At 53.8% G+C, this 23826-nt stretch carries 18 protein-coding genes; 6 read left to right on the forward strand and 12 right to left on the reverse strand.

Features of this window, described 5'->3' with window-relative positions:
• Position 1: 1 nt before the first annotated feature.
• From B1748_RS16670 to B1748_RS16690, 5 genes are all read right to left on the reverse strand, one after another.
• Positions 2-1891 (reverse strand): MGH1-like glycoside hydrolase domain-containing protein, encoded by a 1890-nt coding sequence (locus tag B1748_RS16670; protein ID WP_179215628.1) that lies wholly within the window; start codon positions 1889-1891, stop codon positions 2-4.
• A 5-nt stretch (positions 1892-1896) separates the two neighbouring features.
• Positions 1897-4611, reverse strand: a complete 2715-nt coding sequence (locus B1748_RS16675; protein ID WP_087569069.1) for an alpha-mannosidase — start codon at positions 4609-4611, stop codon at positions 1897-1899.
• 24 nt (positions 4612-4635) lie between these two features.
• Positions 4636-5457 carry a carbohydrate ABC transporter permease gene (locus tag B1748_RS16680; RefSeq protein WP_087569070.1) on the reverse strand — a complete coding sequence of 274 codons (822 nt, stop codon included), beginning with the start codon at positions 5455-5457 and terminating at the stop codon, positions 4636-4638.
• Positions 5458-5462: 5 nt separating this feature from the next.
• Positions 5463-6347: a carbohydrate ABC transporter permease gene (locus tag B1748_RS16685; protein WP_087569071.1), complete on the reverse strand. Its 885-nt coding sequence runs from the start codon at positions 6345-6347 to the stop codon at positions 5463-5465.
• Positions 6348-6430: 83 nt separating this feature from the next.
• A complete protein-coding gene (locus tag B1748_RS16690) occupies positions 6431-7861 on the reverse strand; it encodes an ABC transporter substrate-binding protein (RefSeq protein ID WP_087569072.1) in 1431 nt (476 codons plus the stop codon).
• A 318-nt stretch (positions 7862-8179) separates the two neighbouring features.
• On the opposite strand from B1748_RS16690, the gene B1748_RS16695 reads away from it, so the two are divergent.
• Both B1748_RS16695 and B1748_RS16700 read left to right on the forward strand, forming a co-directional pair.
• A complete protein-coding gene (locus tag B1748_RS16695; protein WP_087569073.1) occupies positions 8180-9196 on the forward strand; it encodes a LacI family DNA-binding transcriptional regulator in 1017 nt (338 codons plus the stop codon).
• Positions 9197-9286: 90 nt separating this feature from the next.
• On the forward strand, positions 9287-9778 hold the full coding sequence (locus B1748_RS16700) for an LURP-one-related/scramblase family protein (RefSeq protein ID WP_087569074.1): 492 nt from the start codon (positions 9287-9289) through the stop codon (positions 9776-9778).
• Between the two features lie 87 nt (positions 9779-9865).
• On the opposite strand, the gene B1748_RS16705 is transcribed toward B1748_RS16700, so the two are convergent.
• Positions 9866-10183, reverse strand: a complete 318-nt coding sequence (locus B1748_RS16705; protein ID WP_087569075.1) for a winged helix-turn-helix transcriptional regulator — start codon at positions 10181-10183, stop codon at positions 9866-9868.
• 192 nt (positions 10184-10375) lie between these two features.
• Between B1748_RS16705 and B1748_RS16710 the strand changes: the two genes are divergently transcribed.
• The 4 genes from B1748_RS16710 (at position 10376) to B1748_RS16725 (ending at position 13755) form a co-directional block, all read left to right on the forward strand.
• Positions 10376-11587, forward strand: a complete 1212-nt coding sequence (locus B1748_RS16710) for an MFS transporter (protein ID WP_087569076.1) — start codon at positions 10376-10378, stop codon at positions 11585-11587.
• A gap of 28 nt (positions 11588-11615) precedes the next feature.
• Positions 11616-12485, forward strand: coding sequence for an aldo/keto reductase (locus B1748_RS16715; RefSeq protein ID WP_087569077.1), 870 nt, complete (start codon positions 11616-11618; stop codon positions 12483-12485).
• Between the two features lie 134 nt (positions 12486-12619).
• Positions 12620-13159: a superoxide dismutase family protein gene (locus tag B1748_RS16720; RefSeq protein ID WP_256975719.1), complete on the forward strand. Its 540-nt coding sequence runs from the start codon at positions 12620-12622 to the stop codon at positions 13157-13159.
• 260 nt (positions 13160-13419) lie between these two features.
• Positions 13420-13755 carry a hypothetical protein gene (locus tag B1748_RS16725; protein ID WP_087569078.1) on the forward strand — a complete coding sequence of 112 codons (336 nt, stop codon included), beginning with the start codon at positions 13420-13422 and terminating at the stop codon, positions 13753-13755.
• A gap of 66 nt (positions 13756-13821) precedes the next feature.
• Here B1748_RS16725 and B1748_RS16730 read toward each other — a convergent pair whose 3' ends face one another.
• From B1748_RS16730 to B1748_RS16755, 6 genes are all read right to left on the reverse strand, one after another.
• Complete coding sequence (locus B1748_RS16730; protein ID WP_179215629.1) at positions 13822-16743, reverse strand: fibronectin type III domain-containing protein; 2922 nt, start codon at positions 16741-16743, stop codon at positions 13822-13824.
• A gap of 569 nt (positions 16744-17312) precedes the next feature.
• Positions 17313-18047 carry a hypothetical protein gene (locus tag B1748_RS16735; RefSeq protein ID WP_087569080.1) on the reverse strand — a complete coding sequence of 245 codons (735 nt, stop codon included), beginning with the start codon at positions 18045-18047 and terminating at the stop codon, positions 17313-17315.
• Positions 18047-18811, reverse strand: a complete 765-nt coding sequence (locus tag B1748_RS16740) for a hypothetical protein (protein ID WP_087569081.1) — start codon at positions 18809-18811, stop codon at positions 18047-18049. The genes B1748_RS16735 and B1748_RS16740 overlap by 1 nt, the downstream gene beginning before the upstream one ends.
• Before the next feature lie 73 nt (positions 18812-18884).
• Positions 18885-20633 carry a DEAD/DEAH box helicase gene (locus B1748_RS37545; RefSeq protein ID WP_087569082.1) on the reverse strand — a complete coding sequence of 583 codons (1749 nt, stop codon included), beginning with the start codon at positions 20631-20633 and terminating at the stop codon, positions 18885-18887.
• 90 nt (positions 20634-20723) lie between these two features.
• A complete protein-coding gene (locus B1748_RS16750; protein WP_087569083.1) occupies positions 20724-22079 on the reverse strand; it encodes a hypothetical protein in 1356 nt (451 codons plus the stop codon).
• Positions 22080-22176: 97 nt separating this feature from the next.
• Positions 22177-23748, reverse strand: coding sequence for an ABC transporter substrate-binding protein (locus B1748_RS16755; RefSeq protein ID WP_087569084.1), 1572 nt, complete (start codon positions 23746-23748; stop codon positions 22177-22179).
• Positions 23749-23826 lie beyond the last annotated feature (78 nt).

Genomic DNA, 23826 nt, shown 5'->3' on the forward strand with positions numbered 1-23826 from the left:
TCTAACGGGATTGCTTCGTCATCTCCTGAGGGGAAACGGCATAGCCGCGATCCATTAAGGCGATCAGGGCAAGCAAACCTCCCCAATGGTAGTAGCGGTCGCTGTTTTTTACGTCGCAGCCCTCGCCGGTATCGCCGTTGTAATTTTCATGGACATGCCCGTGCATCGCCCATTCCTTAAGGATGAGTTCGGCCGATTTGTCCGCAAGAAGCCGGGCCGTCTCCGTTTCTCCTTGGTTGCGCAGACCGAGATAGACTAGCATGTTCATCGGAGCCCATATTCGCCCGCGCCAATATTCCTGATCGGGATAAGCCGGATCATTCCGCGAGATGGAAGGCAGTACCCAATCCCCCCAGAACTCCTCCGGGTTTAATAAATGCTCGTCGATCATGCGCTTTACTTGCTCATCGGAAACGTACGGCGTCAGCAATGGATAGAAGTTCGTCGGAGACAAACGTTCGCTGAATGCACCCGTATCGGTCCTCAAATTACGGAAAATGCCCGTTTGCTCATCCCATAGCCGCTGCATGCCCGAACCAAACCGATCCGCCGACCGGCGAAGCGCTTCAGCCCGTTCGCGATCATTGAGAATTTCCGCGATCTCCGCCAAGGCGAGACAGTCCCAAATATACAAACCCATCAAACCGGCATCGGCAAGTTTTAGCGTATTTTTGGTTTTATCGAACGGGATTTCGTCGTACATCGGCGAATTATCCAGCCCGGATTCAAGCGCTGCTCCAAACGTGTCGTGGACGCCCGCCGATTCCCATAAGTTATCCGCTACCGGCGTCATCGGATTGGAGCCCCAGGCCAGCAACCCTTCCTCGATCTGCCGATTATCCGGCCACCAGGCGTTCCAGGCGCATAGCTGCTCGTATACTTCCTCCAAAAACCAACGATCACCGTATTTGCGATAGAGCTGCAGAACAATAAACGAGCCTACCGGCGGTTGTGAGCGATCCCGCGAAATGACCGTTCCCGACCAATCGAAGTTCGGCACGAAGCCGTCAGCCACAGCCGCCCGAGTGATCTCGACCGCATTAGCATAAGCAAGGTCGCGATTGTCCTCCATGCACATGTAAGCGGCAAAGTAGGTATCCCAGCAGAAAAGCTTGTAGCCCTGGTCGTTCCAGATGCGACTTACCGGCGTGACGACCCGTTGATATTTGGGTTCGTAGATTGTATCCCATGCCATGCAGGCTTGCATGGAGGCGTACAAATCCGCTGCATCGCCAAATGCCAATCGGCGAGCTTCCGCAATTCCGCGGCGCCGCTGATCGATGAGCGCCTGGATGGCCGCCAACCCGGTCGGCTTGCCGGTTGACAAGCCGACCGTCTCATGGAGCGACAAGGCGATATAGGGTCCGGATGCGGGAACATGATATTCCTCGACGACGGAGCCGGTCGAATAGAGTCTAACGTTCCGATCCGGAAAGACAGCCTCGATGCTACCGTCGTTCGCGTGTTGGACATACCCTTTGCGGTTCCACAGGATGCCGCATTCGGCGATCAGAACAGCGGGCTTGAGCTGGTTGCGCAGCGGAGTGACAAGCAGAAAAAGTTCTCCGTTTTCTACCGCGCTTTCGACACGCAGCTCGATGTCCCGCCATTGCAAGGTCAGCTCGGTATAAGACCCGTCGTAGCTGCGCAAACCGGGACGAACGACTTCCTGATCCTTGCCTTGCCGTCCGATCAGGGCTTCCGCCAGATAGCCGCCTTCCCGGTATTCCTTGATGCCGAGCTTGATCGCGGCGCTCTCCGGCAGCAGCACATGCGTCAGGACGCTGCGGGTATACCAGGTGTTCCAGCCGGACGACAAATTCTCTTGCACTTGATCGTATTCGAAGACAGATGCTGCAGTAGGATCCTGACTTATGTAAATGTCCGACATTCGAATCATTCCTTTATCGTGAATTGGATCGTGACAATTTCCTTAGGTTTCAATTCTAAGGTCAGACAACGATCGGTGCCGTCCGTCTCCAACGTCAGCTCACGGCGTACTTCGCCGTTCAGCCCGATGGCATGAGCGCCGAGAATCGGCAGTCGGACGCGGATGGAGCCGCTGGCAGCCGTTTCTCCGAGGTTGACTAAACGTAGTTCGATGCCCTCCCGGTCATCCGGAGCCGGACGCAGGCTGGTGACATGCAATAGCGCATTGTCGATCTCCAACCAACCGCGCTGTCCGCTTTGTCGATATTCCGCTATCGCTGGAACGGCTTCCTCACTTGGATCCGGAATGAGGATACCCCGACTTTGAACCGAAATGGCCTGTTCATCCGCCACGCGCCAAGGCGCGATAGCGCGATCTTGACGATCGACGGTCAGGCCATAGTGGAAGGTCAGCACCCTTTGTACTTGTCCTCCCGGAGTCTTTAATCCGGGGCCGGGACGATTGGTCGTCGCCATCCCGCGATCACCGCCACCGAGATAGGCCACGCTCCGCAACAAGGTAATCGCCAACGTCCCTTCATCGGCCGCGCGGTCGGAAGGAATCCATTCGTATTCATGGAGTCCATGCGCGTTAACGATCGTTCTGGTTTCACCATGGTCGGCAAATACGTAATGCTGGAACGGAAAAGTCGTCGGTTCATTTTCCACCCAGACGTCCATTGGGGGCTGCTGCACGCGGTCCGGCCGTTCCGAAACATCGAACGCGCCTCCAGCCTGAATCGGCCGTTCCCCCTTCTTCATCGGAAACAACAGACGCAAGCGATGGTCAAGCGCGCGGTTATCCACCGTCGTTTGGACCGACGCGGTGCGGCTGCGCGACACAAGCGTCACTTCAGTCCGGATGTCCAGCGCAACCAAATCCGAACTTCTCCTTCTCGCATCCGGTTCCGCCGAGCGCGGTACGAGCAGCTCATAGGAAACGGTCAAACGCTGCCATCCGCGACCTTCTCCCGATACGCGAATGCTTCGGACCATCGCAGACGTGAAATGTTCGTTTAGCAGCGGGCGGGAGTACAAATATTCGTCGCCGACGTCGCCGCTGTCCTCGAAGCGATGCAGACCCCGCAAATGCTCTCCGGTCTCCAAATCGGTCCAGGTCAAGGTTCCGTCAGATTCTGCCGTAATCCGAACGAACTCGTTTTCAATTGAATGGGAGGTCGCCCTCGCCGGGATGTGCGCAAATTCCGGTATTTTTCGCAGTTGAGCGGCAATCGTCTTATAGCCGAGCGGCGGCAAATTGCGAACGAAAATGCGGACTTTATGTCTGTAAGTCTCCCCCTTGCCCAGCGGATACCGCAACGAATCGGTTTCGATCGGACAAACCTTCTCGTATTCGACGATTTCCGCCTCGTACGATTCGCCGGCCTCGTCCGTGACTTTAACGGATCTGTATAGCGTGGCGTCATCCGCGTCAAGTTCGATTTCGGTTAACGCGTCCCTGCGCCAGGGCAACGAATTGAACAGCAGCACCGGATTGCCGCCCGGCGGCAGCCACGACAGATCGACTTTGTCGGACATCCGCGCAAGCGTCTCCGTGACCAGTTGCTCGCCGATATGACCGGCTTTGCGGTTACGCGTCTCCATTTCGTCATGGACATCGTCGATGCTGCAGCCGCAGATGCTGTCATGGGGATGATTCTGCAAAACGTATTTCCAGGCTTGCCGGACAAAGGCCGGATGATGCCCGTCCCCGGCTGCGAGCGCCAACGCCTCCAAAGGCTCGACCAATCGTTCCAGCAAATTTTGCACGGTCGCGTTCTGCTGTTTGAGATACACTCTGGCCGAAAGCACGTTCGGAATGATCGTGTTAATTACGCCCCCCGGCGTATGGCTCGTACGTCTGAATTCTCCGCCCAACACCGGAACCTTCGGCAATTCGCCAAAGCAGTCTCGAACGTAGCTTTCAATAGAAGAGAATTTCATCGGAGATTCATTCGGCTTTGTGTTCCATTGGTCGATCATTGCTGTAATATGCCGCTGCGGCTCCATATGATCGAAGCCATTCATCAACAGCACATGACCGCTCTTTGCATACGGACCGATATGGCCAATCAGCTCTCGCAGCCGCTCCTCGGCCTGCTCCTGGCCGACAGGCAAGTTCATGGCACTCGTATATCCGTACATGTGTGACAGGTGTACGGTCTTGACCTGATGCCCGCTCGGGCTCTCCCATTCGAATTCGGTTGGCACTTGTTCGGGAGTTCCGTTTAAGCCACGCCAGATGAGAGCGTACTCAAACCCGTATTCCTTCAACAGTTGAGGCATTTGAGCAATGTGGCCGAATGTGTCCGGCAAATAGCCGACCTCCAACATCGGTCCAAATGACGAGCCGATTCGCCTTCCTTCCTCCAGATTGCGAATCATGGATTCCCCGCTGACGAGAAACTCGTCCACAAGCACGTACCACGGACCGATGGTCAATCGACCTTCGCGAATGAACCGTTCAAGATCCGCCCGACGCTCCGGTCTGATTTCAAGGTAATCCTCCAAAGCTATAACTTGACCGTCGAAATGAAAGCGATATTCCTTGTCTTCGTCCATCGTGCGCAGCAGACGGTCGACCAGACCGACAAGCCGAAAACGGAAAGTTTCAAACGGCAAATACCATTCCCTGTCCCAGTGGGTGTGGGCAACTACATGTATCGATTTGTATGTGCTCATATAAACAGTCTTTCCCCCTGCTTCTTATGCTTTTACAGCACCAGATGTCATGCCTTGAACAAAGTATTTCATTGTAAAGGAGAACAATACCATAAGCGGGATCGAGGCGAGTGTCATCCCGGAGAACATCGAGCCGTAAATGATCTGCTGCGGATCCATGAACCGATATAAGCCTACGGTGACGGTTAACATGGATTGATCGGAAAGGACCAGCAACGGCCAGATGAAGTCGTTCCATGTCGACAAAATATTCACTAGACCCATCGATAAAAAAATCGGAAACGCAAGCGGCAACACCAACCGGAAAAAGACAACCGGCTCGCTGCCCCCGTCCATTCGGATGCTCTCAGTGAGTTCTCTGGGAATTTCTTCAAAAAAGGTGCGAAACACAAAAATGACAACCAACTGCCCGCTTGCGATATAAGGAAGAATCGCCGCCCATGGACTATTGATCAAATTCAAATTCGTGACCAGAACGAACTGCGGGATGAGCGTAAGAATGCCCGGTATCATTAAGAAAGACAACAATATCATAAACAGAGCAGATTTAAGCGGAAAATCGAATCGCGCGAACACATACGCACTAAGACTGGAAACAGCCAAAACGCCAATGACCGTGCCCCCGGAAACAACTAAAGAATTCTTCAAATACACGCCGATTTTGGATGCTGCATCGATGATAAATTCCACATGCGGGGTCAAAGGAAGTCCAAAATAATTGATCGATAACTGATAATTCGTTTTGAACGCCGTTACGAGCATGAAATACATGGGGAACAGTGTGAAAAACAACAACGCGAACAGGAACACAATGACAATGATGCGCGAAAATCTTTGGCTATTCATCTGCGTTACCTCTTTTCCCGCATAAACTTCATATTCAGCAAGGTCAATCCAAGCGTAATCACGAATAGAATGACGCCGATTGCCGAACCGGTTCCGAGCTTGCCGTAAGTAAATGCGTTATTAAACATGTACAGTCCAGGAACCATTGTGTCGTAACCCGGACCGCCCTTGGTCATGATAAGCTGATCGCTGAACTGTTGCGTTCCGCCGATTAATACCAATACAGTTGTCAATCTGATTTGCGGCAAAATCAATTGCAAGTCCACGGTCCAGAAGATTTTCCATGCAGATGCGCCGTCTATTCTGGCTGCTTCTCTTAAAGACTCGTCGATATTTTGAAATCCGGCCAAATAGATGAGGAATCCCAGTCCGCTTACCCACGGAAATCCTTTCATCATGATGGACAACATCGCCGTTAATTGGCTATCGCCCAGCCAAATTTTTTGCCAATTTTCCAAACCCAGTAAGCCGAGCATATGATTAAGCATCCCGTTTCCAGGTTCGTAGAAGAAAAGCCAAAACATCGTTGTGACCATGCCCGGAAGCACCATCGGAATCGTGAAGGAAACTTTAAAAAATCCGGCCAATCCGGTATTGCCCAGGTAGTTGATCAGGTACGCCCCCAAGATGGATGCGCCTTGCAGGATGATAATGTTCCACAACAGAAAGGCCAGCAGAATAATAAAACTGCTTCGGAAGATGGGATCCTGCAACAATTCGACATAATTATCCATGCCAGCGAATGTCGGATTCAAATAATTGGTCATGTTCCAGTCCAGAAACGACATTCTGAAAGCTTCTACAGTCGGGTATAACAGGAACAAGCCGACAAAGAAAAAAGTAGGAAATAGACAAGCGTAAAGCCACATATAGCGCACCGTCTTGCTCATGACTGCCTCCTCGTCCTAATCCGGCGCGATCGGCATACCATACATCTGCCGATCGCGCCGGAAACGATCCCAAGTTCAAAATATTACTGCGCAGCGTTCCATTCCGGATGATTTTTGACGGCTTCTTCAGCGAACTTTTTCAAGTCTTTTCCAAAGTCCTTCAAGAATTCATCCGCCGTCACCTTGCCCGCCAAAAATTCCTGCTGTTTCTTCAACCATCTGTCTTTTTGCTCCGGTGTGAATTCATGGGCGTGGAAACCCATATTCTCGTCATTGCCGAAGGACTCTACGATGGGCTTCAAAATTTCAGGAACTTCAACGCCCGATACGACCGGAATGAGGTTAAGATCCTCGGCGAGCACCTTGGCCCCTCCATCGGGGGCAGTCAAGTATTGCAAGAATTCGACGGACGCACCTTCAGCCTTATTGTCTTTTGCGTTTCGGCTGACGGCAAAGCTCGGCGTCGAACCGATCTTGTATTTATAGCGGACATCTTGACCGAACTCCGAATAAGCAGTGTCCAGATAAGGCATCGGCGCCACGCCATAATTGACCGGGTAGCTACCTTGCTGATGTTGATTCGGATACCAGCTGCCGTTAAGCACCATCGCGGATTTTCCGTCGTTGAATATCCCCTCAAACTCCCAGCTAGCGCTGTTGAAGCCTTCGTTAAAGAAAGGTTTCAAGTCGTTCATTAGCCGCAAGTATTCTCTCAATTCCGGGCTGTCCTTCGTCACTTTGTCCGCAAGGACGGCTTCTGCCCATTCCTTCGGTTCCACTTTGCCGGAACCGTTCGTATCCAGTTCGGCCAAACGCGATTTCCACAAGTAGCCGAATACGTCAGAAGCCAGCCAACCCAGGTTCCAATCCATGGAATTTTGAATGCTGAACGGGATATAGCCCGCATCCTTTGCTTTCTGCGCGACTTCAAGGAATTCCGAAATAGTGGCTGGTGGCTCCGTAACGCCGATTTCATTGAAAATATCCTTGTTGTAATACAAGTTCACCGTGACGACCTGCGTCGGAATGCCGAACAGGCGGGGGTTATTCGCATCGGTCATATCCGTCGCCGACTCGATCAGCCCGGGAAGGAACGATTCTTTCCATGGCTTGTTCGTGTAAGGGCTGACTTCGTCCAAATAAGGCAGCAGATCGACAATCCAGCCGTTCTTATATGCGTCAGCAAACTTCGAGGTACCGCTAACAACTTCAGGCTCGGAACGAGCGATGAATTGGGCTTGCAGCCAGCTCTCCGATTCCTGCGCCGGAATGTACTTCAAGGTTGCATTATTCCCGGACTTTTCATTGTAACCGGCTACAATCTTTTCGTAGGAGGGCCATGCGTATTCGCCTTGATTATGAACGACTGTAAAGGCAACAGGCGCCGAACTGACGGGCGAAGCGGAGGTCTCGGACGGAGTCGGAGTTCCGCTAGAACCGGAATTACCGCTGCATGCGGACAAAGTCGTCACGATCAGCGCTAACATCAAACAAACTGTGCTGGACTTTTTCATTGGCTATCATCCCCTTATGAATTGTGTCTCTTGTCAATCTTTTCTTTGTTACCTGGTATGATACTGATCAATTACTGTCGCTCTTTGCTGCCTCTCCTTCTCAATTGATTAAAATGTTAACGTTAACACTGGATTGATCATATCAGCAGCAGAAAGCGTTGTCAATATTCTCAACATAACATTTAGAACAGAAAATTCAAATGATTCTTCTCCCAAAGACTTGTATTTTTACGCCATAACGCATAAGCTTAGTAAAGAAATGCAACACGTTTAAATATAAATGTTAACGATACCAAATATAGATTGGGGTTTCCACGAATGGCTAGTACAATTACCGACGTTGCCAAATTGGCTGGCGTTTCGGCGCAAACGGTTTCCAGAACGATTAACACCCCTGAACTGGTCAGCAAAAAAACGTTGGACAAAGTTCAACGCGCCATCAATGCGCTCGATTATCATCCAAATATAACCGCACGTCTTCTTGTCAACAATAAAGCGCGATCGATTGGTCTTTTTATGCCGTTCTCGAGCGATCAGGTCAAACAAAGTCTGTTTTTTTCCACCCTTTCGGCCACCATCTGCCAGTTTTGTTCTCAGAATAATTTGATTATGCAGATGTTTACGTCCATGTCGCGAGAGGATTCCAGCCAGTTGTTCGTAAAGTTGTTCAAAGAGCGGCAAGTCGGGGGGCTGATCTTAACTTGTCCCTCAGTCAGTAACGAAGAATTAATTTATCTTCTATCAGAGAAAATTCCGTTCATCATAGTCGGTCGGCCAGGTATCCTTACTGCACAAATTCCCTACGTGGATGTTGATAACGTTAAAGCCGGTACAATAGCAGTAGAGCATTTAATACAGTTTGGGCATCGACGGATCGGTTTTCTGAATGGGCCTTCCAATATGACGCTTTCGATCGACCTCCGCGAGGGTGTAACTGCCATTTCCCGATCTTTCCCTGAGCTTGAAATTTTGGAAGCAGAGACGAATCTGACGTTGGAATGCGGCTATATCGAAGCGCTAAAACTTTTGCAAACGGAGAACCGCCCTACAGCTATTTTCACTGCGGACGATCTGCTAGCTGTCGGAGTCAAGAAAGCGGCCGACGAATTGAATCTTCGTATTCCCGAAGACCTATCCATCATCAGTGGCGTTCAAAACGGTTGGGGACATATTTTGCCTTATAAATTGACGCATGTGGATACGCAATTCGAAAAATTAGGCGATATTGCAGCCCAGCACATGGCACGCTATATTTTACATGAGGAACCCATTAATCTTTCTACGTTGCTAGAAGTCCGTTTGGTGGAGGGCCAGTCTTGCGGATACGTTTCTTAAGGGCTCAGCGCCAAAGACCAATTCGAAACATCCCCGCCTTACTCGCCGTATAACTTATCACCAGAAAAACATGGGAAAGGCGGCATGTATATGGAACTTTATTTCAGCGATCGTTTCTTCAGCGCGGGGACAACGGATATTATGAACGAGGGTGGGACGTCGGTAGGCAGGATGGATCTGGAGAGCATGCTGACTGCAACACTGTCGATCTATCGGGATGATTCGCGATTGAGTTATTCGGGGAAATTCCGATTTTTCTCCAATAAGTGGGAGGTGTTGGACGGCGCAGGTAACGAGATTGGCGTGTTGAGAGCCCGTTTCTCCATGTTCAGCAAACGTTACGAATACGATGCCGGACATCGGGGAGTCTATCAGATCGAGGCTCCCGCCTTCTCGCAGGAATATACGATTCTGGATGAAAGGGAGTCCACGGTCGCTACCTTCCAGAAGGTTAGCAACTGGCTCCAGGCAGGCGCCTTCCGACTCCTTAATCGATCGCCTCAGCTTGACGATTACGAGTTGATCGCGGTCGTCATGGGCGTGCACAACATGCAAAAACGCGCTCGCAACGCAGCCACATAATACAAGAGGGCGACGGGCAAACCTCTTTGCCCCATTAGCTCTTTGCTCCATTTGCGTAACAAGACCGCGCGAATCACGCGCGGTTTTTTACTCTAGATTGTTCGCCTCCATATGCGTCTCTCCCCAGGAACACATAGCGTCCAGAATAGGCTTGAACGACCAGCCATACTCCGTCAACGAATAGATGACCTTGGGCGGCACCTGATCATAGACCGTCCGCTTTACCATGCCGTCGTCCTCCAGCTCGCGCAGCTGCTGGGTCAGCATCTTCTGCGTAATATTCGGCATCAGTTTGCGAAGTTCGCTGGTCCGCTTATCCCCTTTGTCCAGATGGCACAAAATAACAACCTTCCACTTTCCCCCGATCACATCGAGCGTCGCCTCGACCGGAATATTGTAAGGCAATTTTGATTCCCTCCCTTTCACACTTGGCAGGGTACTTTTTAGTGCCTATAGCACTTTTAAGTACGTACTTACCAAAGCATACTGTTAGGCTTATACTAACATCCATGCAGCGAACTGCACAAGCAGCTCACGTGATGATGAACGCACATTAGTCGCTGCGAATTACACTTATACCTGGGAGGGAACATAGATATGGCACAAACAGTTGTCCGGGAGTCCTCGGTAACGAAAAGCAAGCAGTCTTCGGGATCGCTGGCTCTGTTCGCTCTGGCCGTCAGCGCGTTCGGAATCGGAACGACGGAGTTCGTCCCCGTCGGACTGCTTGCATCCATTGCCGGCGATTTGGATATCGGCATCACGCTTGCGGGTCTGCTTATTTCCGGCTACGCCATCGGGGTGGCCGTGGGCGCCCCTATCTTAACGGCGTTAACGAACCGCATGAATCGCAAAACATTGCTAATGACGCTAATGTTTGTCTTCATCGTGGGCAACGTCGTGGCCGCATTATCGACCTCTTTCGCGCTGCTTATGGTCGCACGGTTCATTACCGCGTTCTCGCACGGCGTCTTCTTCTCCATCGGCTCGACGATTGCCGTCCAACTCGTGCCCAAAGAGAAACAAGCCAGCGCGATCGCGCTGATGTTTACGGGATTAACGATCGCCACCGTGACCGGCGTGCCGTTAGGCACTTATATCGGCCAATCATTCGGTTGGCGCTCTACATTTTGGGGAGTAGCCATTCTTGGCATAATCAGCCTGCTGGCCATCGCCAAGCTGCTTCCGGTTAGCCTTAAACAATCGCCGCCTTCCAAGTTTGCCGATATGCTGCGCATTCTTGCGAATCGCAGTCTGCTGCTCGGCTTAGCCATCACCGCTTTGGGATACGGCGGCACGTTCGTCGCTTTTACCTATTTGACCCCGATCCTGCAAGATGTCATGCATCTGAAGCCAGGCACAGTGGGACTTGTGCTGCTGGTCTACGGAATCGCGGTCGCCATCGGCAACGAGATAGGCGGCAGATGGGCGAACCGTAATCCCATAGGAGCGCTGTTCCGGATGTTCGTCATTCAGACGATCGTACTCGTCGCAATGTCCTTTATGATTCCCTATCAAGTCGCCGGACTAATCGCCATTGGTCTGATGGGATTGTTCGCGTTCATGAACGTGCCCGGTCTGCAGTTATACATTGTCCAATTGGCTGAACGCTATGTACCGTCGGCTGTCGATGTAGCTTCGGCGCTGAACATTGCGGCATTTAACGTCGGCATCGCAATCGGCTCCATTACCGGCGGCATCGTCGTAGACAGTGTCGGCTTGCGTCACACGCCATGGGTTGGCGGCATTATGGTTCTCATCGCCGTGTTGCTTGCCGGCGTATCAATCCGTCTCGGACGGAAAAACTAGACTATTGATAAATTGGAGGCTTATACAAATGACTATTGCAAACCAATCGCAGCAACCAGCCACGTCGCTTCAAAGCACAATAACGCTTCATAACGGAATCTCCATGCCGTGGGTAGGTCTTGGCGTCTTCCAGGTGGAAGAAGGCCAGGAGCTCGTCGACGCCATTCGTTCCGCCGTCCGTCAAGGTTACCGCAGCATCGACACCGCCGCCATCTACGGCAATGAAACCAGCGTTGGCGAAGGCATTCGCCAAGCGCTCGCCGAAAACAATCTGACGCGCGACCAATTGTTCATTACCTCCAAAGTATGGACGGCCGACATGGGCTACGAGGCAACGATAGCCGCTTACGAGACGAGTCTGGGCAAGCTTGGTCTGGACTACCTGGATCTGTATCTGATTCATTGGCCCGTCGAGGGCAAATACAAGGACACCTGGCGCGCCATGGAGAAGCTGTACAAGGACGGTCGGGTCAAAGCCATCGGCGTGAGCAACTTTCAGACCCATCATTTGCGGGATTTGATGGACTCGGCCGAGCTCAAGCCCGTCATCAATCAAGTGGAATTCCATCCACGCCTGACGCAAAAGGAGCTCCTCGCCTATACACGCGAAAAAGGCATTCAGCTTGAAGCATGGTCGCCGCTCATGCAGGGGCAGCTTCTGCAAAACGAAACTTTGGCGCAGATCGCCGAGAGGCACGGAAAATCGGTTGCGCAGGTCATTTTGCGCTGGGACTTGCAGCATGGCGTCGTGACGATACCGAAGTCGACCAAACCCGTCCGGATTGCCCAGAATGGAGATCTGTTCGACTTCTCCCTCTCGCAGGAAGAGATGGACGCGATCGATGCGCTTAATGAGAATCGCCGAGTGGGACCGGACCCGGACAACTTTGACTTCTAATTCGATGCATGCGCTGTCTGCGGGCGTTGAGAATAGTTTCCATTTTTTTGCGCATACTAGGTAGGCTGCCGCGAACTTCAAGGCGTATGTTGGACACCTGCGGCAGATACTACGACTCGTATGCGGAGGTACACATGAATCTACTAGCCATAACAACGGCGCTGATGCTTTTTTTGCATCCCCAGGCGCATGAAACGGCTGCCCATGCAGGAGAAGGCGGCGAGGCGCCAAACGAAGCGATCTCGATCATCAATACCGAGGGACAGACGATCGGTCAAGCCGTATTGACGCAAAAAGGCGACAAAGTCGTGATCCATCTGGAAGCGGAAAAGCTGACGCCAGGCAAACACGGCATCCATATCCACCAGTTCGGCAAATGCGAAGCGCCGGATTTCAAATCGGCAGGCGACCACTTTAACCCGCAAGGGAAGCAGCATGGCTTCAACAATCCGAAGGGCTTCCACGAAGGCGATCTGCCTAATATCGAGGTCGACGCGAACGGCAAAGTCGCCATCGATATCACGACGGCCGTCGTGACGCTCCAGCCCGGCCACCCCAACTCCATTGTGAAGGCGGATGGCGCCTCCCTGATCATCCATGAGAAAGCGGACGACTACGTGACCGACCCGTCGGGCAATTCCGGAGCGCGTATCGCTTGCGGCGTGATCAAGTAGGTAGAGTCAATCGCAAGTATCCATCCGCGTTCACCGCACTCGAGCAAGTTCGGCGTATGGGCTGGCGCGAAATAAAAACGAATCTCATGTAAAAAAGCATCTCCACCAGTCTCTTCAGGACTTGGCGGAGATGCTTTTACGTTTGAGGTGACGTTACTAATGGTGTTTTCTCCCTTTAATTATGCCGGAATGCCTCCCCTGCCAACAATAGATGGAAAACATCCCTCTAAATCCGCTAAAATGGAGCTCCACTATGTTCATTGGATCAATTAGAGGGCGATATTCCCTCTAATTGGTCCAATTCATGGAAAATCATAGAAATTAGTTGGCGTTTTTCCGCTTGTTTATTACTCGTTCGACTGGGCATGCAGCTTGGCATGTGGCTCGGCGTGCGGCTTAGCATGCGGCTCGGCATGCGGCTTAGCATGCGGCTTAGCATGCGGCTTGGCGTGCGGCTCGGTATGCGGCTCGGCATGCGGCTCGGCATGCGGCTCGGCATGCGGCTCGGCATGCGGCTCGGCATGCGGCTTAGCATGTGGCTTGGCATGCGGCTTAGCATGTGGCTTGGCATGCGGCCCGGAGTCGGTTTAGGATGATGCCATCCCCCTGTTCCGTTCCCCACTCAACCCGAGCATTCAGCACAGGATGACGCTACAGCTCGCCTACTCCAACGGAGCCAGATACGCGCCGTCGATAACCGTAATGGCGGAGCTGCCCGGCGTCTTCCAGCCTACAGCGAGATGATCGCCGCCGCCCTCTTCCTTGTGCAGCACCTCGACGTAATAGCGTTGACCCGCTGTCAGCGTGATGGAGCCGGATTGCTGGCCCGGATTCTGCGTAAAGCTCAGCTCGTTCACCCAGTCGACGACTTCGCCGATCTGCACTTTGTTGCCAGGCGTATTGTCCGTGCTGAGGTACAGCACGCTGTTGTTGTCGCCCGCGACTGAGAATTGGTACGTGCCCGTCACCGTCGGCACGATATATCCGCGAATGCGCGTGCCGTAATTGTCGCCCCAGTTCGACGGCGCCTGAAAGCTTGTAAGCGTGCTGATGCCGGATGGCGTCGTCGACAACGGAATGCTTGCCACCGTCGGTCCCGTGATGCCCGTCCAATATTCGCGAGTAATGGAACCGGTCGGCGTCGTTCCGCCGGAAGCATTCGTCGTGACGCTCAGCGCGGAGCTTGCCGCGGATATGTTGCCCGCCGCGTCCTTCGCCTTCACCGTGAAGCTGTAGGCCGTGCTCGCCGACAAACCCGTCACGGTATAGCTCGTTGCGCCGGTCGTCGTTCCCGCCAGCGTCGAACCGTTATAGATCTCGTAGCCCGTCACGCCTACGTTATCCGTGGAAGCCGTCCACGACAAGCTTACGCTGATCGAGGTTTTAGATGGAGAGGCCAGCCCTGTCGGAGCCGTCGGCGCTTGCGTATCGCCGCCACCGCCTCCCCCTCCGCCAGTCGCCATGTTCACGAAACAGGATTTGTATTGGCCGGGCGCCGCGTCTCCAAACGTATTGTTGGAGCACATGACGCTGTTCGTGTACGTGCCGTAATTCCAACTGCTGCCTGCCCCGTAGCGCACTTCCTTCGTGCCCGTGAAGCTGCACCAGTTGTTCTCGCCCGCGCAGAGCTCCCATACCGGCACCGGCGTGGAATCCGTCGTGACGCTAAGCGCCGAGCTTGCCGCCGAAAGGTTGCCGGATGTATCCTTCGCCTTGACCGTAAAGCTGTAAGCCGTGTTCGGGGATAATCCCGTCACGTTGAAGGAGGTCGTGCCGCCGCCGATCGTCGTGCCGACGAGGCCGCCGTTCGCGTAGATTTCGTAGCCGGCCAGACCGACATTATCCGTCGATGCCGTCCATGTCAGCGTAACGCTCGTGTTCGTCTTCGAAGGCGAAGTCAGATTTGTCGGCGTCGTCGGCGCCGTCGTATCAGGCGGACCGGCTACGACCGTGATCGTCTGTTCCTTCACGTGCGCGCGCCCTCCGTTATCCCATACGCCGAGAATGACTTGATACGTACCCGGATTCTGGTAGGTATAAGTCGGGCTGACCGTCGTAACGGGCAAGCCTTCGCCCAGATCCCACAGGTTCTCGACGATCGTGCCGTTGTCCGTGGACGTGTTCGTAAATGTCACCGGCTGGCCAAGCTGCACCGTCAGCGGCGCGGTAAAGTTCGCCACCGGCTTCGGATCGCTGAATCCTCGGCTTGTCAGCTGCGTGTCCGTGCCGTTGCCGCTGACCGTATTGCCGCTCCACTCGAGATGCGAAGCGGACGTCGGATACTGATCGATGGAAGGTCCCCCGTTGCCGGTAATCGTATTGTTGACAAAGCTCAGACGATCCGTGCCGCCGGCCGTCGTGATCTCGATCGCTTTTCTGCCGTTGTCGCGAATGATATTGCTGTCGAACGTAATGTTCTGCGTGTTGCCGTGGATGCGGACCGCGTTGCCGTCATAACCGGGATAAGCCGCGGAAGGGTGGCCGATGGGACCGTCTTCGAATATATTTTTGTAGAAATATTGGAATTGCTCCGTCTGCCCCGTGCCCTCGCCTTGCAACTGCATGCCCCACATGACCATGTTCTGGATCGTGTTGTAATTCCAGAGCTGGTAGCCCGTGCCGGGCGATTGCTGGATGCCGACCTGCTGGCCGCCGTCGACGAGGTTGCCGCTTGTCACGCCGTGGTCGACCATGACCTCCAGGCCCATGTTGCCGACCGTGCCGTCCGACGCCCTGACGACGTTATTTCGCACGGCGATATAAGCGGAGCGTACGGCGCTGATCCAGTGGTCGACGTTGTTGTTCTCGATGATGGAGTTGTCGACGTTTGTATGAAGCTCGATGCCCAGACCCTCCATTTTTTTGCCCGTGCCGGTCACGGTATTGCCGCGAATGACCGCTCCCGGACTGTCGTCGTTCAGGAAAATGCCGCCGCGTCCCGTCAGATGGACGACGTTGTTCTCGACGAGCGCATTGTCGGAGCCCCACCCGATGCGGACGCCGCCGCCCCAGTCGGAGTTCACTCCGATGTTGGTGATGATGTTGTCCTTTACGACAAGGTTGTCGGTGTTGATGCCGTACAGAGCGAACGGTCCGAAACCCGAAGACATGGCCATGTCTTTGACGTTCAGATTCAGCATCTTGTTGCCGCTGCCGTTCTCCGAGACGACGACCGATTGGGGCACCGTGCTGTTGTTCGCGTCGAGCGTCATGTTGGACACTTCCGCACCCGTCAGGTTGTACAAGGAGAAAAACGTATTCGCCGTGGTCGAATTGTGTTTAACGATCGTCGTGTCTCTGCCCGCACCCGTAATTTTTACGCCGGACTTGCCGCTGACCGCGCTTGTTAAGTAATAAGTACCTGCGGGAATGAATACCGTGTCGCCGCTGGATGCCGCGTCGACCGCCGCCTGAAAGGCCGCGCTGTCGGAAACCGCGTCGTTGCCTGCGGCCCCGTAACTCGTTACGTCGAACGTCGCGGCATGCGCGATCGGCGTCGGCAGCACCGGCAGCAGCATCGACATGGCGCATAAAGCGCTGAATAGGCGCAGCTTCAGCCTCGGTCGTTGAATGATCGCTGTCATAAGTAATCCCTCGCTTTGTTTAGGGCGTGTCTGAATACTCCAAGGGGAGCAGATTTTGCCGAATTTTCGTTCCATGCAAGGAACTTTTGTGAAGGCGTACCGGGGGTACGTCAAACAAAAGTGACGAAGCAGGGGGCGGAAAGGCGGTGAAAGATGCCCCTGAGCGGGTTTTCAGACACGACCTAGATTGGCTTCCACTCAGAATGATTCCTGCTCTCTACCCTGATCGTGAAGTATACAATCCATGATGACTCTCTGTTGCCGCCGCTGTCGGCCTCACCTCCTTGTCATCATCTAGCCAATCTTTCCCTAGCCAAGACGAGCCTGCTTATTATGCTCATATGTAACTCTGGGTGCCCGCCCCATTCGCTTGATCCAACTATTATCTTTCTTTCTCTTGCAGATAGAATAGGGCGGGAATCCGGCAAACTCGCCTTCATTCCCGCCCTTCTATCGTGCAACAACCGCGCCGCGAAGCGAAACTGTTCATTTCTCGAATCGCTTTACTTGCCGGCTGTATTTATGATTAATAGCTGTATAATTCGATTCAACGTTGTCGAAGCTTGTCATCACGGATGTTCCAATTCGTCTTCATTCAAGGGGAAAATATAACGGAGATGGATATTTCCATAAGTCGACGACCACGTGCTCGAATTATTCGTCGCCTCCCGTTCGCCGCTAAGCGTGGACACGTATCCGATTCGAAAGTCCTTCACGCCAGTCCGGCTCCATTCCCATATGCCTAACGTGCCTCCCGTCCCCTGCCGTTTTGGAACCGACTTCTGAATATCTATCCAATCGTCCGGGATACGGCTGACTCCGTAACGCTGATCTTGCAAACTGACGCCCATCTCCATCTGTACGCGCGGGCTGTAAAAATCGTTGCCGTCCGATCGTCCCGCATTCCGATTGCGAATCAGATAGAAGTCGAGCTCTTCTACCTTGGATTCCGGGGCAAGGTTCCACACCAAATATTGTTTGGAGGGATCGTCTTCTCTTAAATGCCACATTTGAGGGTTGCCGTCGCTATCGATGGACCGAATCTCCCAATCGAACCGATCCCACACCCAGAAGCTCATACCGTAATCCCCGTTTGTCGACACGAACGGCACGAACAGATGCCGGCTGTCCAGCATGACAATGTCCTGCACCTCCGAGACGTCCGCCCGTTCATTCAACTCATTAATCATCCGCGCGGCCAGCTCTTTGTCGCTCATCGGCGTCGGCCCGATCCCGATCCATTTCCAGAAAATAAACGAACCGGCGGCAAGCACGAGGATAGCCGCAATGATCGCTCGCTTCATCAATGGCTCCCTCCTCTTCCGTCCGTCCACTGGAGTAAAGGCGACTTCGATTCATAATAGTAATATTGATTGTCCCGAGCAATAATGAGCCCCAAGCCGTCCGACTTGATGTACGCCTCATACCGAATGCCGCTGCCCCGCTTTGGCTCTGCTCCCAATAAAGCGTAAGGATAAAACTCCTTGCCTTGGTCGCGAGCCTCGTAATACCAATCCAGCGACTCTTCGAATTGCCGCTGCGGCTTCAAGTCATCAATAAGCTCCTTGAACCGGGCTTCATGCAACGACACGCCCTCCTCCGCGGATGGATGGATGCCGACGATTCGTGCATGATCGATCTTGGACAAATAAGTGGATAGTTGATCCTTGGGATAAACAAGCTCATGACCCCAAAACCCGAGCAGTCCAATAACAAGAAAAACATAATTGCACCAAAAGCCTGTCCAAGCATACGAACGATATCGGATCCTGGATGCCCAAGGCAGGAATAAATAGACCAGCCACACGCCAATTGGCACGATCGCCAGCTTTGCGACATAGCCTCCCAAAGGAAAACTAATAGAGAACGAAAACAGACTGATGCACGCGACGAGCAGCGCTCTCCATAGAGCCGGACGCTCGGACGATTGCCGACGATACCGGCGAAGCACGAGTCCTATCAGTATGCTCCAGCTTAACAGCATCGTCGCAATTCCTGCCAGATCGTCCGGCCACAGCTTGATCTCCAGCTCAAATCCCTCTTTTCCCTTTATAGTGATAACATGCACCCTAACCTTCCACTCTCAAAAAAGCAAAAACCGGGCAGCGAGGTCGAACCTTGCGCTGTCCGGTTGGGATTACCTATTTTTTAGGCTTATTCGGTTGAGCCGGCAGCCAATACGGCTTAAATAAACTGGAAGCCAGAGAATTGCCGTCGTGCGATGGGAAAGTAGTAACTTGGACTTCCCCTCCTCTTGAGGACGAACGCCTCTTTCTGGAGCCTTGTCCTTGCTGCCCGTCTCGTGCATGCGGCTTGGAGCGCTGCGGCTGCTGGCCACCCTGGCCGCCAGCCGTTTGGCGTCCGTTCGACGCTTGACGTCCGCCAGCTCCTTGCTGCTTCGAGCTTTGCGGTTGCGAATTCGCGGCTTGTCCTTTGCCTTGGCCCTTTACCTGGCCATCCGACGCTTGCTGCCCATTTGCTGTCTGCTGACTTTTAGACGATTGTTGTCCGCCAGCTCCTTGCTGCTTCGAGCCTTGCGGCTGCGGATTCGCTGCTTGTCCCCCGCCTTGACGCTTTACCTGTCCATTCGCATTCTGCTGTGCATCCGCGCCTTGCCGACTCCTTGCCGGTTGCTGCGCGCCTGCCGACGACTGGCCGCCCCCGCCGCGCTGTCCCTTCGAGCCGCCTTTGCCTCCAGCGACGGCGCCCGCTTCCGACGCGACGAACGCGGCAGCGGCAACCGCAGCCTCGCCCTGCATAGGGTACGGATGTCCGTCCACCACCGGTATCTTCTTCTGAATCAGCTTCTCGATGTCCTTGAGGTACGGCAGCTCCTCTTCTTCGCAGAAGGAAACCGCAATGCCGCTATGTCCTGCGCGTCCCGTACGACCGATCCGGTGAACGTACGTCTCCGGTATGTTCGGCAGGTTGAAGTTGTATACATGCGACAGCTCCTCGATGTCGATGCCGCGAGCGGCAATATCCGTCGCCACGAGGACGCGTGTCGCGCCGTTCTTGAAGTTGTTCAGGGCGCCTTGGCGTGCGTTCTGCGACTTGTCGCCGTGGATCGCCTGCGCCGTAATCTTAACACGGTTCAAGGCGCGAGCCACTCGGTCGGCGCCATGTTTCGTGCGGGTAAAAACAAGCGCCGAAGCGATCGACTCGTCGCCCAGCAGATCGGCAAGCAAGGCGATCTTGTTAGGCTTGTCGACAAAGTAGACGGATTGCTCGATGCGATCCACTGTCGACGATGCCGGTGTTACTTCGATCTTGGCTGGGTTGACCAGCAAAGAGTCGGCAAGCTTCGCGATCTCCGGCGGCATCGTCGCCGAGAACAGCATCGTCTGTTTCTTCGATGTAAGCTTGGCGACGATCTTCTTGACGTCGTTAATAAAGCCCATATCGAGCATCCGGTCGGCCTCGTCCAGCACGAGCACTTGTACCTTGGACAGATCGATAAAGCCTTGATTCATCAGGTCCATCAGCCTGCCCGGCGTTGCGATCAATATGTCGACTCCGCGCTCCAGCTTGCTCTCCTGTCCCTTCTGGGATACCCCTCCCACGATGGAGGTTGTCCGCAGCGGCGTATGGCGGCTGTATGCGAAGATGTTCTCCTCGATCTGAATCGCCAGCTCCCGCGTCGGCGTCAGAATAAGCGACCGGATCGGCCGGCGTTTGTGCGGAGGTTTCGGGCCCTCGCATAGCTGCTGAATGATCGGCAGCGAGAATGCCGCCGTCTTGCCCGTACCCGTCTGCGCGCAGCCAAGCACGTCCTTGCCGTGCAACGCGACCGGGATCGCCTGTTCTTGGATCGGCGTCGGCTGCGTCAATTGTTCTTCCTTCAAAGCCTGCAAAATTTCAGGCATTAATTGCAATTCATTGAAATTCATGTGTTCTCCTACATTCCTCAAGTATTTTGGTATGGGTGAGGGTCGTTCCTCACATCATACCACAATCGGGACGCTAGTGAGAACAATCCGTTATTTCCTTCTCTTTGCGAGCACAAGCTCCACCTTCCGAGGCTCCCCGGTCAATTGCAGCCGCAGGAACGCGACCCTGTCTCCGATCAGCTTCGCCGTAACGCCTTTCGAGACGGACAGCACCTCATAGCCCGATAGATCATCCCAATAAGCCAACCCCATCGGCATCGGCTTCCAGTAGCCGATCTCGAACGCCAGCGCAATCCTCTCTTCCGTCTTCTCATAGCCCGCAACAAACAGCCCCGGAGGTTTCTCCTCGAATTCATCGGCCATATTGCCCTGGCCCACATAACTGCGAAGCGTCCTCGGCACGCATTCGCCCTCCACGATCGCCAGCTGGCATTCCTTGTCGTAATACAGCAGCGTGCGCGGCCACGGCCCCGAGCCTGCTCCGCCCATCGTCAACGTATATTCGTTCGTCCCGGGCCGGATCAACGTATCTTGGGTCAGCATATAGGCCGGCGCCGTCTCTTCATTATGCTCGTGGTACAACTCCATTGCCCGAGGCACCGTCGTCAAGGTAATGGGATATTTCGTAATGTGGGCAAAAAAAAGTTCCAGCATATCCGCGCAAGCGTCTACATGCGAAGCCGGGAATACCGCAAAGCGCTCGCCGTATTCCATCTCGTGCGCCTCCTGCTGTTGGAGGAAAAACACCTGATCGTTGTGAGCCGTATTGTCCAAATAATCGGCAAATAGATTTTTCCAGTATTCGATGTCCTCGCCCGTACACAAGCCTGCCCTCAGCACGTCGTTAGGGTCGGTCGAATAGATCACCGGGCTGCGGGAGTGGTACGTCAAGTTCAGATCCCGAGCCGTCCATTCGCAAGCGACAATCTTGCCTTTGCCGGAATGAGGCGCTTTGTAACGCTTGCCGTCTACGTACCAGGAGCCCCAGGGAATGCCCTTATGCGTAATGCCGTCCCACCATACCTGCTCCCAGCAGTATCCCCACATTCCCTGGAAATCAAGCTCCTCCAGGATTTCGATAACTTCGTTGCAGATTTTGCCCCGGCCCGCTACCTTCGTCTTTGCCCATGGGAAGGCACTCTCCACGATAGCCCATGCCTCTTCCAGCTTCGACTTGAACACCGACTTGTCCGCGCCGCAATCCTCAATGAAAAAGGGCGTCTGCAAAATCACGTTATCGCCGTACCGCTCATGCCAATCGTTGATCCTCTCCTTCAATACGGGCACGGACCCCTTGTTCACGATCCAGGTGACCGGCACCCCGTGCTTGTGGGCGATCGCGGCCGTCCGGTCGATGCCGTCGACGGCGACGCCCTTCCCCCAAGGCGTATCGTAATGCGCGGCATAGCTGACGAACGTGTAGATCAAATTTTGCGGTTTAACCATGCGGCTTCTCTCCTTTTTGAACGACCTCTCTAAGAAAGAAAGCTGTCCGAGGGGATCCGCCTGGACCCCCGGGACAGCCCCGTCTTCCATCAAAAAATTACTTCTGCGCAGCTTTCCAAGCGTCAACTTGCGTTTGAATTTCCGCTCTGACCTTCTCAATGCCCGCATCTTCGAACTTCCGGTTGCGTTCTTCGAGCAATTTTACCGGATTCGCGATGCCGCCCGTACTGATTGCCTTGTACTCCGTCGCGATCGCGGTCAACTGCGTAATTTCATTTTTTACGTTGGTATCCTTAAAGACGAAGCCCAGAAGCGGAGAACGTTTCGCTTCATTGTTATACTGGATCCAGTTCGTGTAGAGGTCGTCCGGCTGACCCGGCTTCAGGTAATTAATCATTTGGTTGCCGACGACCCAGAACAGGGCGCTTGTGCCGTAGCCGGAATCCGCGATCGGCTCGATGCGGTTATCGCCTGCTTTTTTGTAATGCACGTCTTCTATGCCGTTAACGATCAGATTGACCACGTAAGGATCGGTATGCAGATAGTTCAGCACCATCATGGCGCGCGCCGGATCCTTGGACGTACGGGAGATAGAAAACATGGAGCCTGTCGTCAGATCCGTCGTAACGAGAGGTTCGTCGATGACGTTCGATATAAATTCGAACTGGTTGTTCGTGGACAGATTAAGTTCGATGTCCGCGCCCGGCTTCCAGACCGCGTTTTGATACCAGATCTTGCCTTGCTTGCGCACATCCCCGATATTCGTGCTCGAAGTCGCCGCATCGCTGTTCGTGTAGCCCAGCTCATACCAGTTGCGGGCGCGTTCGAACTCGGATTTGTTGATATCGACGATCTGCTGGTCGAGCGCGGAAATGATGCTGATGTTGTCCGACTTCGTGTAATCGTAAAAGAACAAGGCCAGCTTGCCGGGAGTCGGTCCAACCGGACGGTAGTTGGAGTTTTGCTCGTACATGGCGCCGTCGCCGCCGCCGCCGGATACGAAGTTGGGGATGATGTCCGGCTCGCTTTCTTTGATGACCTTCATCCACGGTTCGAGATCCGCTGTCGTTTTGATGGATTCCAGCGGGATTTGATACTTGTCGACGATATCTTTGCGCATCGTAATAGCACGGCTTTGCGTAATTTCTTTGTTCGTCGGAACGGCGTACAGTTTGCCGTCCAGGCGCGGCGCTTCCAGATAGAGCGGATTCAACTGTTCCTTAATGCCCGCGCCATACTGCTCCAGCAGTTCGTCCAGCTCGATAAATGCGCCCTTCGTTACATTGGAGAAGAAGTCCAGCCAGGAAGCCGTGAACACAAGGTCCATCTTCTCGCCGCTGTTCATCATCAGCTCCGTTTTTTGTTTGTATTCGGCTCCTACAATCGGATTCAGCTTCACGGTAGCGTTAATTTTTTCTCTAAAAAACTCGTTCAGCTTCTCTTCGACCAATGCAACGTCGCGCTCCGGTTTACCATGGTATGTGATAGATACCTCATACGGCTCGAGCTCGGGCTCCTTCGCCCCTTCCGTTGCAGCCGGCGCTTTCGTCGCCTCCGCGCTCTGGGTAGGTTCCGCCGTGCCGCTGTTGCCCGAACACGCTTGCAGCAACATCGTCATAAGAAGTCCAAGCGCGATCAGAATAGGCATACCCCGTTTTCTTTGTTTCATGTTTTACCCTCCTCGTTAGTGAGAAACGTCAACTTGCTTATATAGAACGATCGCCCCCCAAGGCGCCTAAGGCGGTGA

Origin of the sequence: Paenibacillus sp. MY03, from assembly GCF_002165585.1 — a bacterium.
GTDB lineage: Bacteria > Bacillota > Bacilli > Paenibacillales > Paenibacillaceae > Pristimantibacillus > Pristimantibacillus agaridevorans.

Bases quoted from the DNA above. Each gene is read 5' to 3' on its own strand.
- B1748_RS16750 (WP_087569083.1), bottom strand. From the start codon at position 22,079: ATGGTTAAACCGCAAAATTTGATCTACACGTTCGTCAGCTATGCCGCG.
- B1748_RS16735 (WP_087569080.1), bottom strand. From the start codon at position 18,047: ATGAAGCGAGCGATCATTGCGGCTATCCTCGTGCTTGCCGCCGGTTCG.
- B1748_RS16675 (WP_087569069.1), bottom strand. From the start codon at position 4,611: ATGAGCACATACAAATCGATACATGTAGTTGCCCACACCCACTGGGAC.
- B1748_RS16710 (WP_087569076.1), top strand. From the start codon at position 10,376: ATGGCACAAACAGTTGTCCGGGAGTCCTCGGTAACGAAAAGCAAGCAG.
- B1748_RS37545 (WP_087569082.1), bottom strand. From the start codon at position 20,633: ATGAATTTCAATGAATTGCAATTAATGCCTGAAATTTTGCAGGCTTTG.
- B1748_RS16690 (WP_087569072.1), bottom strand. From the start codon at position 7,861: ATGAAAAAGTCCAGCACAGTTTGTTTGATGTTAGCGCTGATCGTGACG.
- B1748_RS16720 (WP_256975719.1), top strand. From the start codon at position 12,620: ATGAATCTACTAGCCATAACAACGGCGCTGATGCTTTTTTTGCATCCC.
- B1748_RS16695 (WP_087569073.1), top strand. From the start codon at position 8,180: ATGGCTAGTACAATTACCGACGTTGCCAAATTGGCTGGCGTTTCGGCG.
- B1748_RS16685 (WP_087569071.1), bottom strand. From the start codon at position 6,347: ATGAGCAAGACGGTGCGCTATATGTGGCTTTACGCTTGTCTATTTCCT.
- B1748_RS16670 (WP_179215628.1), bottom strand. From the start codon at position 1,891: ATGTCGGACATTTACATAAGTCAGGATCCTACTGCAGCATCTGTCTTC.
- B1748_RS16730 (WP_179215629.1), bottom strand. From the start codon at position 16,743: ATGACAGCGATCATTCAACGACCGAGGCTGAAGCTGCGCCTATTCAGC.
- B1748_RS16715 (WP_087569077.1), top strand. From the start codon at position 11,616: ATGACTATTGCAAACCAATCGCAGCAACCAGCCACGTCGCTTCAAAGC.
- B1748_RS16680 (WP_087569070.1), bottom strand. From the start codon at position 5,457: ATGAATAGCCAAAGATTTTCGCGCATCATTGTCATTGTGTTCCTGTTC.
- B1748_RS16700 (WP_087569074.1), top strand. From the start codon at position 9,287: ATGGAACTTTATTTCAGCGATCGTTTCTTCAGCGCGGGGACAACGGAT.
- B1748_RS16755 (WP_087569084.1), bottom strand. From the start codon at position 23,748: ATGAAACAAAGAAAACGGGGTATGCCTATTCTGATCGCGCTTGGACTT.